At 35.2% G+C, this 12,146-nt stretch carries 10 protein-coding genes; 9 read left to right on the top strand and 1 reads right to left on the bottom strand.

The annotated features are described in order from the left end of the window. Nucleotides 1-248 precede the first annotated feature (248 nt). From VQ048_RS11225 to VQ048_RS11205, 5 genes are all read left to right on the top strand, one after another. Entirely contained in the window at nucleotides 249-620 is a 372-nt protein-coding gene (locus tag VQ048_RS11225; protein WP_064964788.1) for a hypothetical protein, read from the top strand. Nucleotides 621-711: 91 nt separating this feature from the next. Beyond that, nucleotides 712-1,575 carry a DUF3347 domain-containing protein gene (locus tag VQ048_RS11220; protein WP_014614999.1) on the top strand — a complete coding sequence of 288 codons (864 nt, stop codon included), beginning with the start codon at nucleotides 712-714 and terminating at the stop codon, nucleotides 1,573-1,575. Beyond that, a complete protein-coding gene (locus tag VQ048_RS11215) occupies nucleotides 1,576-2,133 on the top strand; it encodes a helix-turn-helix domain-containing protein (RefSeq protein WP_004917545.1) in 558 nt (185 codons plus the stop codon). 93 nt (nucleotides 2,134-2,226) lie between these two features. Continuing rightward, entirely contained in the window at nucleotides 2,227-2,940 is a 714-nt protein-coding gene (locus VQ048_RS11210; protein ID WP_081271772.1) for a heavy-metal-associated domain-containing protein, read from the top strand. A 15-nt stretch (nucleotides 2,941-2,955) separates the two neighbouring features. After that, the gene (locus VQ048_RS11205; RefSeq protein WP_161531598.1) at nucleotides 2,956-5,184 is read left to right on the top strand and encodes a multicopper oxidase family protein; all 2,229 of its coding nucleotides are present in this window, start codon (nucleotides 2,956-2,958) and stop codon (nucleotides 5,182-5,184) included. 325 nt (nucleotides 5,185-5,509) lie between these two features. On the opposite strand, the gene erm is transcribed toward VQ048_RS11205, so the two are convergent. Continuing rightward, nucleotides 5,510-6,310, bottom strand: a complete 801-nt coding sequence (gene erm, locus VQ048_RS11200; RefSeq protein WP_264314721.1) for a 23S ribosomal RNA methyltransferase Erm — start codon at nucleotides 6,308-6,310, stop codon at nucleotides 5,510-5,512. Between the two features lie 295 nt (nucleotides 6,311-6,605). Between erm and VQ048_RS11195 the strand changes: the two genes are divergently transcribed. The 4 genes from VQ048_RS11195 (at nucleotide 6,606) to blaOXA (ending at nucleotide 11,900) form a co-directional block, all read left to right on the top strand. Beyond that, nucleotides 6,606-7,295, top strand: coding sequence for a homing endonuclease associated repeat-containing protein (locus tag VQ048_RS11195; protein ID WP_327611768.1), 690 nt, complete (start codon nucleotides 6,606-6,608; stop codon nucleotides 7,293-7,295). A 154-nt stretch (nucleotides 7,296-7,449) separates the two neighbouring features. Then, complete coding sequence (locus VQ048_RS11190) at nucleotides 7,450-8,769, top strand: hypothetical protein (RefSeq protein WP_327611767.1); 1,320 nt, start codon at nucleotides 7,450-7,452, stop codon at nucleotides 8,767-8,769. A 575-nt stretch (nucleotides 8,770-9,344) separates the two neighbouring features. Then, nucleotides 9,345-10,892, top strand: coding sequence for a reverse transcriptase domain-containing protein (locus VQ048_RS11185; protein ID WP_327611766.1), 1,548 nt, complete (start codon nucleotides 9,345-9,347; stop codon nucleotides 10,890-10,892). A 186-nt stretch (nucleotides 10,893-11,078) separates the two neighbouring features. Next, nucleotides 11,079-11,900, top strand: a complete 822-nt coding sequence (blaOXA, locus tag VQ048_RS11180) for a class D beta-lactamase (RefSeq protein WP_014937122.1) — start codon at nucleotides 11,079-11,081, stop codon at nucleotides 11,898-11,900. The last annotated feature ends 246 nt before the right edge of the window (nucleotides 11,901-12,146 follow it).

Here is a 12,146-nt window from a genome sequence, read left to right as displayed (position 1 = left end):
AAAGCGGGGCTGAAGTGCTTCTATTGAACTTTTTTTGTATATTTGAACATTGGTATTTCTATTGAGCTTGGGTGCCAAAAACCCCCGCCTTCAGCAATACCCGACCGTTGTGCCTCATTGTAAAAAGCCGACCGCACAAACAGCACATTTGGTTTTTGCCGATACGCAAGCCAACCCTAAAAACCAAAAGAGCTGTTTTTTGCCAACGCTTGACCGAAAAAATTTGTAAATTTGCGTTTTGAAACAGTATGATAAGATTTATTTACATAGCATTATTAACCCTGATTGGTTTCTTACTGACACCAACAGACATCTATGCTTGTGGGTCAAAATCTGAAAACATAGAAAATAATTGCACCAAACAATCCGACACCGAAGCGGAAAAAAAAGAGTGTTGCGACACAGAAAAAGGACAATGCAATAAGCACGGAAAAGATTGTGATGGAAAATGTGGCAACTCAAACTGTCATTGTCCTTCAAACCATACAAATTTTACTATTCCATTCTTAATCAAATTTTCAGGAATTAAGTTAATCCCCAACAAGCCAAATTTTTATTACCAAGATAGCTTTTATTCATCAGGTTTCATTTCTATTTGGCTACCGCCAAAAATAGGCTGATTTCTTGCCTTGACAGCCAAAGGTCTGTCCAATTGAACGCAATTATTAGCTTTCAATCACAATTTTTCATTCAACATTTAATTTTAAAAAAATGAAATCAATAAAAATATTGATGGCAATAACACTATTGCTATCGTTTACAGCGTGTAACGCTCAAATCAAAAACGCTAAAACCGAAAGCGTAAAAATTTACGGTAACTGTGGTATGTGTAAAACGACCATTGAAAAAGCAGGAAACATTAAGAAAGTAGCGCAGGTAGATTGGAACAAAGATACCAAAATGGCTACTCTTACTTACGACCCAAGCAAGACCAATCAAGATGAAGTTTTGAAACGCATTGCATTGGCGGGTTATGATAGCGAAAAATTTCTTGCACCTGATGATGTCTATGCGAAACTTCCTGAATGCTGTCAATACGACCGTGTGAAAAAATCGGAAACGGTAAAAGTAGAAACGATAGACAACCATTCTAATCACAATCACGGTGGGGCAACTGACAAGTCAACAGAAACAAAGCAAGAAGTAAATCAACTCAAATCAGTTTTTGAAAACTATTTCGCACTTAAAGATGCTTTGGTAAAATCTGATGGAAACTTGGCTTCTGCCAAAGCAAAAGAATTGCTCAACGCTCTTAATGCCGTGCAGATGAACAAACTTTCCAATGAAGAACATACTGTTTGGATGAAAGTAATGAAGGACTTGATATTTGATACCGAACACATTGAAGAAACCAAAGATGTTGGGCATCAAAGAGACCATTTCAATACCTTGTCTGACAATATGTATCAACTCTTGAAAGTTTCCAAACAAGAAACACCTACATATTACCAACATTGCCCAATGGCAAACAATGGTAAAGGTGCTAATTGGTTGAGCAAGGAAAATGCAGTGAAGAACCCATACTATGGTTCTAAAATGCTCACTTGTGGTAAAACGGTTGAAACCATTGAATAAATGAAGCTCTACATCAAAAATATGGTGTGTAGTCGCTGCAAAATGGTAGTGAAGTCTGAGTTGGAAAAACTCGGACTTCAACTACTCGCAGTTGATTTAGGCGAAGTAGAAGTAACACCCATTTCAGAAAGGCAAAAAAGTGAAATTGCAGAACACCTGAAAGGTTTTGGTTTTGAACTGATTGATGACAAGAAAAGCCGATTAATTGATAAAATTAAAACTTTAATAATTGAATTGGTGCATCAACAAAATGCCCAACTCAACACCAATCTTTCTGATTATTTGTCAAAACAGTTAACACAAGATTATTCATCTCTTAGCAATTTGTTCTCGGAAGTAGAAGATACGACCATTGAGAAATACTTTATTAACCAAAAAATTGAAAAGGTGAAAGAATTGCTTCTGTATGATGAATTGACACTGAATGAAATTGCTTTTCAGATGAATTATAGCAGTGTGGCATATTTGAGCAATCAGTTCAAAAAGGTAACAGGCTTTTCGCCTTCGCATTACAAGCAATTGAAAGACAAAAAACGGAAGCAGATTGAAGACTTATAAATGTTACAACTCAAACCCAAAATACCACAACAACAATGAACAAATAGCTTCGGAACTTTGTACCATAGTTATTAACTTTTAAAATGTAAGATTATGGTACATACATATCAAGTAACAGGAATGACCTGTTCAAGTTGCGAATCAAAAGTAAAATCATCGTTGCTAATGGTAGAAAATGTGGTAAATGTTGATGTTTCAAAAGACGAAAATTCAGCCTCAATCACAATGGATAAACACATTGCATTGGATAAGTTGCAGAAAGCCTTGACCGAAAAATATCAAATTTCTGCCCAACATCACAGCGAATTGGCTGAACAAACCAAAAGTTGGCTTGAAACCTACAAGCCTATTTTGTTGATATTTTTCTACATCTCATTGGTAACGCTATTGGTGCAATTTTCCAACAATAGGTTTGATGGTATGCAGTGGATGCGACATTTTATGGCAGGGTTCTTTTTGGTGTTTTCGTTTTTCAAAATGCTTAATTTGAAAGGCTTTGCCGAAAGTTATGTAATGTATGATGTTGTTGCCAAACGTTTACCCGCTTGGGCTTATATCTATGCTTTCACAGAATTGGCTTTGGGTATTGCTTTTTTAATCAATTTTAATCCGCTTGTTACTAATAGTTTAACATTTATAGTAATGAGCATCAGCATCATTGGCGTATTGCAATCGGTATTGAACAAAAAGAAAATCCAATGTGCTTGTTTGGGTGCAGTGTTCAATTTGCCAATGAGTACCGTAACTATTATTGAAGATGCACTAATGATTGCAATGAGTGCTTGGATGCTTTTAAACCTAATTTAAAATGAAATTTATTAAATGGATAATCAAAAAAATATTTATAAAAAATTGTTGCCGATAGTTCTAATGCTATTGGCAACTACAACCATTTTCGCCCAAAAAGTGGTGCGATATGACCTTTACGTAAAAGACACTATTGTTAATTTTACAGGAAAAGAAAAAAGGGCAATAGCCGTAAACGGACAAATTCCTATGCCAACACTCACCTTTACCGAAGGCGATACGGCAGAAATTCATGTTCATAATAGGCTCAGAGAAAGCACATCGTTGCATTGGCACGGATTGTATTTGCCCAATAAAGAAGATGGTGTGCCCTACTTGACCCAAATGCCCATTGAACCGAATACGACCCACGTATATCGTTTCCCAATTATTCAAAACGGTACACATTGGTATCACAGCCACAGCGGACTGCAAGAACAAATCGGAATGTACGGCTCAATGGTTTTGCTCAAAAGAGCAGACGACCCAACTTTCAGAAAAGGCATTGATGATTTGCCTTCTGTGCCTATTATTTTGAGCGAATGGACAGACTATAATCCTGATAATGTACACCGAATGTTGCACAATGCTAATGATTGGTTCGCCATTAAAAAAAACGCTGTGCAGAGTTATGCAGAAGCCAAAAAAGCAGGACATTTCAAAACCAAATTGACCAACGAATGGAAACGAATGTTGGCAATGGACGTGAGTGATGTATATTATGACAAATTCTTGATTAACGGAACATCTGAAAGCCAACTCGCTCAATTCAAAGCAGGCGACAAAGTAAGGTTGCGAATATCAAACGGTGGTGCATCTTCCTATTTTTGGCTCACGTATGCAGGTGGAAAAATGACTGTCGTTGCCAATGATGGCAATGATGTTGAGCCTGTTGTGGTGGATAGACTAATTATAGGAGTTTCAGAAACCTATGATGTCATCGTTACCATTCCGGCAGAAAATACTTCCTATGAATTTTTGGCAACACCCGAAGACCGAACTAAATCGGCATCTATTTACATAGGTTCAGGTATTAAGCAGTTGGCAAGTCCATTGCCTAAACTGAAATACTTTGAAGGTATGAAGATGATGAACGATATGATGAAAATGGATGGCACAATGAACGATATGGGTATGGATATGTCATTGCAACAAATGGATATGAATACGGTAATGTACCCTGAGATTACAGGAGAAAATAAACCCAAAAAATCCGAACATTCAGACCATAGCAATCATACAATGCCCAGTAATGACATTGTTACCTTAAACTACGCAATGCTGAAATCACCTACCAAAACCACTTTGCCAAAAGATGCACCTATCAGAGAATTAAGGTTTGAATTAACAGGCAATATGAACCGCTATGTGTGGAGTATGGACAACCGAGTGCTTGCTGAAACTGATAAAATTCTAATCAAAAAAGGAGAAATTGTAAGAATAACACTCTACAACAACTCGATGATGCGACACCCGATGCACTTGCACGGACACGATTTTAGGGTTATAAACGGGCAAGGCGATTATGCACCGCTTAAAAATGTTTTGGACATAATGCCTATGGAAACCAATGTGATTGAGTTTGAAGCCAATTTAGAAGGCGATTGGTTTTTTCATTGTCATATTCTCTACCATATGATGGCAGGGATGAACCGAGTTTTTAGTACAGAAAACCAAGCACCCAATCCATTGTTGCCTGACAAAAAATGGGCTTACAAAAAACTACAAAGAGAAAGCAACGAACTACATTTTATGTTTCAAAACGACTTTGCAACAAATGGAAATGATGGTATGACAATGTTGCAAAATACCCGATGGAGTTTTGGCACTGAATGGCGTTTGGGATATAGCGACAAACACGGATACGAAACAGAAACACACATAGGGCGATACATAGGCAGAAACCAATGGCTAATGCCCTTTATTGGCTTTGATTGGCGATACAGAAAGCACGAAACACCAGAAAAAAATCTTTTTGGGCAGACTAATACCAAAGACAATCGGACACAGTTTAGTTTAGGGGTTGCATATACTCTGCCAATGCTTATAATTTTACAAACAGAAGTCTATCACGATGGAAACGTAAGAGTACAATTAAGACGTGAAGACATTCCACTTTCAAAAAGGTTTAGAGCTGCATTTATGGTAAATACAGACAGAGAATATATGCTTGGACTGAATTATATCGCAAGTAAAAACTTAGGTTTCAGAACGCATTACGACAGTGATATGGGTTTTGGAGTAGGACTGACATTTAATTATTAAAACCAACCCACAAGCCATACACATTGCCAAGTCGCACGAGCCGATACGCAAACCAAAACTTGGCAAAGAGTATGGCTTCCCAACAGTAACAGAATTGACCGACTATATAACGGACAAAAAAGAACAACGAAGGCACAACATCGGTTTTGCGTAATGGCGGGTTCAGCGCAAAATTGTAATTTTGTGCATCTAATTAGCATTTTGGTAGGCTGACAGTGAAGTGCATCTAAGTCCGCCACTACGCAAAGCCGAGAACCGTTATGCGGCAGCTTAAAAGACGACACCAAACCAAAAAAAATCACCTTGACAACCACCCGACTTTGAACTACGAAGGATGAAATTTTTCAGGGACAACTTCCAGCATTTCTAAAAAACAATTTTTCCATTGATTTGCAGACAAACAGACAATTTTGGAATTAAGGTCAACTCCAAATTTTTCTGAAATTGACCTAACTTGTTTTTTTCTAAAAATAGACTTCATAGCTGTTTTGACTGTTAAATCAGGTTTTTGTAACATATACGAAACAAAATTTAAGTACTTAACCTTAAGCCCAATATCTAATGAAATCTGTTTTCTTTCAATTCTCAAAAGTGCTGATTTGACAGTTGGTGGTGGCAAAAAACTTTCAGGACCTACCTCATAGACAAGTTTCAAATCAAAAAAAGTATGATAGAAAACGGTATATGGATTGTAAAGCTTCCTCGAAAATAACTTTTGTGTAGGTTCTAACTGAAGGACAATGGAACCTCCCAGAAAATTTTCAAGACTCTCAAACATCAGGATTTTGAAAATATCGGAAGTAATGCCATAAGGAATATTTGACACCACTTTGAAAGGAAATTTCGGAACTGCAAAATTCCTAAAATCACAACCGACAACTTGAACATTTCGGGCATCAGAAAATAATTTTCGTAAATGTTCAACCAAAGCTGTGTCGTTTTCAATAGCAACAACATTGTTGGCGATTTTTAATAAATGGACAGTAAGGAACCCCTTGCCTGCCCCAATATCTAAAACCGTATCCTGATTACTTATATTTGCTTGTCTTATTGCATCTTTTATTAGCACTTTATCAATAGTAAAGTGCTGACCCGTAAAACGAACGGGCAATTTCTTTTTTGTCATTAGTAACTTCTTACAGGTGAATACTTGAATTCAAATCACAATTCATAATTCAAAAATTGAAATTGCTTGACTGCAAATTTAGTAACTTTGCTTGACAAATTAACGAGAAAGAAGAGAAAATGAAAGCCGACCGCATAACATCACCTATACGCAAGCAGGGGGTTCGTGCTTCGTAAGACAGGAAAGTGGTAAATTTGAAGTTCAGTTCTTCGTAGGAAGTTCAGTGGTTAAAATCCCTGCCTGCGTATAGCTGAGAAACGTTAGTGGCAACCATAAGACAGACATTCTGCAAGAAATGAAATTTGAATTAGACACATATAATCGTAACACTCCAGACCAAGACTTGCTTGACGATTTGATAAGAGTTGCCAAAGAAATCGGCAAGGACAAAGTGACTATTGACGAATACAATGAAAGAGGAAAATTTCATAGCACCACGTTGACAAGACGATTTGGTAATTGGTTTAAGTCGCTTGAAAAAGCTGGACTTGAAAAAACAAGAAACTTAAATATTCCAGATGAAGAACTCTTTGAAAACATAGAAACTGTTTGGCTAAGACTTGGACGACAGCCCCGTTATCAAGAAATGACAAAGCCTCTTTCAAAATTCAGTTCTGGAACTTATGAAAAACGATATGGAACTTGGAGACAGGCATTAGAAAGATTTGTAGAGTTTATTAATTCAGAAGAAATTGAAACGGAAAAATCTTTAATGACAAAAGCTGAAGTTACTCCTAAGCACAAAACAAAAAGAGACATTAATTGGCGACTAAGGTTTCTTGTAATGAGAAAGGACAATTTTAAATGTGTTGCTTGCGGACGAAATCCAGCGACTGACCCTGAAATAATTTTGCACGTTGACCACATACTCGCTTGGGACAAAGGAGGAGAAACAGTTTACGAAAACTTGCAGACACTTTGTTCAGTTTGCAATATTGGAAAAAGCAATCTGGACTTTAAAGCAGACGAAAATGGCAGCCACTAACACGGGTTTTGCGTCAGGCGGGCTGACGTGCAAACTTGGAGCTTTGTGCTTCTATTCAAGTTCAGCACTTATTGACAGTTTTGTGCTCCGAAACCCGCCCGAACGCAAAGCCCCGAAACGTTAGCTGCAAGTCTATACAAACCCAAGTTAAAAAATGAGTGATAAGATTGAAGATAATCCATCATTTAAAGATTTTGGAAAGCAACTTGAAGGAGCGAAACAAGTAAAGAAACTAATATCGCTTGTAGCCCCATTTAGTAAAAAAGCTAAAGACATTTTAAACGAATTTGAAGCTTTTGATAAAATCCAAAATGATTTCGATGAAATATCTAAAAGCCCAGATTTGTTTAATAAACATTTTAGTGATTTAGGTTGGATTGCTCATGAGTCAATGAATCATACGCTAACGTTAGAGTGTATTGAACTTGCTGACAAAGGTGAAATCCAGTTAGCTGAGGAAAAATTAGCAAAATATTATACCTCAGAAGAAATGAAGTGGTTGATATCAGCTACTTATGGAACACCTGAATTTAGAAAGAGAAATAATCTAATTAATTTTGCTTATCAAGATACTTTAGATGAGAAGTTTTATTCTGCAATTCCTCTTATATTAATGGTAATAGATGGTACAGTAAATGATATCGATAAAAATAAAGGATTTTTTACGGAATCAACAGATTTGACAGCATGGGATTCCATTGCAGCTCACAGCTCGGGTCTTACTAAACTGAGAGATATTTTAAATACTACTAGAAAAAGCACATCTACTGAAGAAATATTTTTACCTTATAGAAATGGAATTCTTCATGGAAGAGACATATCATATGCAAACAAATATGTGTGTGCTAAATCGTGGCTAACATTATTTGCAATTAATGATTGGGCAAAAGCAAAAAAAAAGAACATAGAGAATCCCCCAAAAGAAAAGCAAGATAAAACTATTAAAGAATCACTTTCTGATTTGAAAAATTCAATTGTGGACTATCGTAAACAGCAATTGAAACATAGGGAAATGAACAATTACATGGATTTGTGGAAATCAAGAATTGTTGAAATAGGAAATAATATTCCAATTAATGGTATTTCATCTGAGTATGAAGAGTTTTCGCCTGAGCGTGATGTTGTAAAATTTTTAGAAAATTGGAATAAAAAGAATTACGGTGCAATTGCAAATCAAATAGATTATTATTCTAATACAACAAATGTTCAAAAAGAAGCAGGAGTTATTAGAAAAATTTTAGAAAATAAAGTTTTAAATAATTTCTCTCTTATCTCTGTAAATCATACTTCGCCAGCTCTTTGCGATGTAGAACTAAAAATTAATTTCAGTCATGAAGATAATATATTTGATAAGAGTATAAAAATGAGACTTATATATAAATCTCATGAAAATGAAAATATGGTTTATGGACAAAAGAATGGAAGTTGGAAATTTTTAGGTACTTATGCTTTTAATGAAATTCAATATCCATAAAAAGACCTGCAGCTAACATAGTATTTGCAAAAGGCGGGGTGAGGTTATAGTTGAAAATTTTGGAATATTTATCCGCATATGCTTTTCAATTCAACTTTTTTTACTAATTTAGTTTCATTGAAAAAGCATTTGTTACGGTTGGACTGAATTGAACTATTCGTTCAATTTAGCCCGCCCTTCGCAAATACTTTTTCCGTTAGTGGCAAGGCTAGGAGACCGACAACCAAGAAAAATGAAACTAAAAAACTAAAGATATGAAATGAGAAAGGTAAGTGGTTCGCTGAATAGTACGTTTTATCTTCCACAGCTAAGCAAGACATACGTTGCTTATGGAGCAGGAATTCCAATTATGCAAGGACAATCGCAAGAAAGTTCAAGCATGTTGAGAATTATCTGTACTGTTCTGATTGACTTCATAGTATTTATTATTATGGACAAAGTTACGAATAGAATTCTTCCCGAAAGGGAAATCGGGGCGACATTCAATAGAGTGTTGTGTAATGCATGTACTATTCCGTTAATGAAAATTGATGTAAAGGCTTGCCCCGTCTAACCACTTACCCCTCATTTCTCTTATGGCAACAACTATCAACAAAGGCAAAAAACAAAAAGATTGGTTCAGACTAAAACGCTATCCACATGTTGGATTACAATTAGAGCCAAAGGACAGAGCGTGGATAGAGCCTTACTTGAAAGATAAAACTGCAATTTCAAAACACGCATTTTATCCATTTATTCATAGACAGTTGAAAGTCCGTAAATTTCGCAAAGAGATATGCCATGACGGAACTCGTTCAAAACTGAGAAAACCTTCAACAAAAGAACGTGAGATATATTTCTCTAATCACCTCGACTCAAATGTGTTTAGCTTTTATTCAGAGATACTATCCACTGTCTACGAAAATGAAATAAGGGATTTGGGTATAAGTAGTAGTATTACAGCTTATCGTAAAGTAAAACTAGACCCAGAAAAGGAAAAGAGCAGGAACAAATGTAACGTTGATTTTGCACACGATATTTTTCAGTTCATAAAATCCAATAAGGAGAAAGACCTAGTTGCAATTACATTCGACATAAAAAGTTTTTTCGACAACCTTGACCATAAGTTACTGAAAAAATATTGGAAAAGAATTATAAAATCAGGCGCAGACTTACCGGAAGACCATTACAACGTTTTTCGTAACATAACTAAGTTTTCGTACATTGAAGAAGACGACCTTTTTGAAAATTTCAAAAATCAAATAATTGTTGAAAGAAAGCCGAAATCGTTTAAGGCAATAAAAATAAAGAAGAAAAATTATTTGCGAAACAAAAGAGCTGTAGCTTATTGTTCGAAAGACAATATAGAAGAAATAAGAAACTTAGGTCTAATTAAATCAAATAAGCGTGTAAAAGATAATAAGGACTACTTATTAAGGGTAAAAGGAATTCCTCAAGGTTCTCCGATAAGTGCGACATTAGCAAATGTCTATATGCTTGACTTTGACAAACAAGCACACGATATGCTTAAAAGTATCGGTGGGGTTTATCAAAGATATTCAGACGACATGGTTGCCATTTGCCCGATAGAATTTGAACAAGAAATTATAGACCATTTTATGACTTCTATCATAAACTATAAGCTTGAAATACAGAAAAGCAAAACTCAGGTCTACCATTTCAAATATGACAAGAAAACAGAAAGACATTATTGTTTTGAAAAAAACATAAACACTAACAGCCTTCAAGACAACACCCTTTTTGAATATTTAGGTTTCCAATTTGACGGATACCATACGCTCATAAAAAATTCTAGTATCTCAAACTATTACCGCAAAATGAAACGGACTTTCGCAAGAAGTCGGTTTTATACATTTCACAACAGGACAGCCACGAAAGGTCAAGTTTTTAAGACAAGACTTTACAAGAAGTTCACTTTTGTAGGAGCTGAAAGGAGAAGAATTTATCAAAGACACCCAAGCAAATCAGACTTATTCATTTTATCTCATAAATATGATTGGGGCAATTTCATTACCTATGCAAAACTCGCTGAGAAAACTATTATTGACAACAAAATTGGTGGACAACTGAAAAGGCATTGGCGAAAATTTCACGAACTGATGAAAAAAATTGAAGGAAAATGAGAAGCCCAGCCACTAACAGCGGTTTGGCGTAATGGCGGGTACAGTGCTTCGTATGACAGTTTTGTGGTAGGTTCAAATGCAGTTCTTCGATTGAACTTTTGTGCTAAAAATCCGCCACTACGCCAAGCCGCAAAACGTTGTGCGTCATCTTTGTGCGACAGAGGAAATAGAAAAAAACATACTAAAATGAAAAAAACATTTATACTTCTGAATCTAATTTTATTAGTAAATCTTAATGGATATTGTCAAACTAAAAGTTTAAAATCAAATGAAATTGTAAAACCTGAATTTAGAAATATATTAGATAGTTTAAAGGTAAAAGGAGCAATTTTAATTTATGATGTAAAAAACAAAACTTATTATTCAAATGATTTTTCTTGGACAAAAACTGGAATAATTCCTGCATCGACTTTCAAAATACCAAATTCAATTATTGCGTTAGAAACAGGAATAATCAAAAATGACTCTACAATTTTTAAATGGAATGGTGAAAAACGCAAATTTAAAAATTGGGAAGAAGATTTGACTTTTAAAAAAGCATTTCAAGTTTCTTGTGTTCCTTGTTATCAAGAAATTGCCAGAAAAATTGGTGTGAAAAGGATGAAAAGATATTTGAAAAAATTAAATTACAGAGGAATGGTTTTCGATACTTTGACGATTGATCAATTTTGGTTAGAAGGAGAATCTAAAATTACTCAAATGCAACAAATAGATTTTTTAGAACGATTATACTTTTCAAAATTACCGATTTCTAAAAGAACCGAACGTATAATGAAAGACATAATGGAGATTGAGAAAACCGAAAGTTATACTTTGAACGGGAAATCAGGCTGGGGAATGAGGAATAAGGGAAACAATGGTTGGTTAGTTGGATATTTAGAAACGAATAAATCTGTTTATTTTTTCGCAACAAATATAGAAAAACCAGAAACGAATATAGACGAATTTCCAATTATTCGATTGAATTCAACGAAAGAAGCATTTAGAAAACTGAAATTAATAAAATAAAAAGACGAACGCACAACAAGGTATTGCCGCAAGCGGGGTTAATTGTTTTTTTAGAAAATTTTGTTTACTTTTGAAGTATGGTATCTTAGTTGAAGTTAGGTGCTAATAAGCCCCGCCTTCGGCAATACCCGGACCGTTATGTGTAATTTTAGCCGCAAACGCAGTTAAAACAAAAAGGCTCCGAATTTCGGAACCTTCTTTTTATCATTTCATTTTTCTAAAAAACTTGTACAACAAATCGATTTT

This window comes from Bergeyella anatis (assembly GCF_036016955.1).
In the GTDB taxonomy this organism is placed as follows: Bacteria; Bacteroidota; Bacteroidia; order Flavobacteriales; family Weeksellaceae; genus JAYWXI01.
The sequence above is the reverse complement of the archived record's forward strand: the minus strand, read 5'-3'. Positions and strand labels throughout refer to the sequence as shown.

Bases quoted from the DNA above. Each gene is read 5' to 3' on its own strand.
- erm (WP_264314721.1), bottom strand. From the start codon at position 6,310: ATGACAAAAAAGAAATTGCCCGTTCGTTTTACGGGTCAGCACTTTACT.
- VQ048_RS11195 (WP_327611768.1), top strand. From the start codon at position 6,606: ATGAAATTTGAATTAGACACATATAATCGTAACACTCCAGACCAAGAC.
- VQ048_RS11185 (WP_327611766.1), top strand. From the start codon at position 9,345: ATGGCAACAACTATCAACAAAGGCAAAAAACAAAAAGATTGGTTCAGA.
- VQ048_RS11225 (WP_064964788.1), top strand. From the start codon at position 249: ATGATAAGATTTATTTACATAGCATTATTAACCCTGATTGGTTTCTTA.
- blaOXA (WP_014937122.1), top strand. From the start codon at position 11,079: ATGAAAAAAACATTTATACTTCTGAATCTAATTTTATTAGTAAATCTT.
- VQ048_RS11215 (WP_004917545.1), top strand. From the start codon at position 1,576: ATGAAGCTCTACATCAAAAATATGGTGTGTAGTCGCTGCAAAATGGTA.
- VQ048_RS11210 (WP_081271772.1), top strand. From the start codon at position 2,227: ATGGTACATACATATCAAGTAACAGGAATGACCTGTTCAAGTTGCGAA.
- VQ048_RS11205 (WP_161531598.1), top strand. From the start codon at position 2,956: ATGGATAATCAAAAAAATATTTATAAAAAATTGTTGCCGATAGTTCTA.
- VQ048_RS11190 (WP_327611767.1), top strand. From the start codon at position 7,450: ATGAGTGATAAGATTGAAGATAATCCATCATTTAAAGATTTTGGAAAG.
- VQ048_RS11220 (WP_014614999.1), top strand. From the start codon at position 712: ATGAAATCAATAAAAATATTGATGGCAATAACACTATTGCTATCGTTT.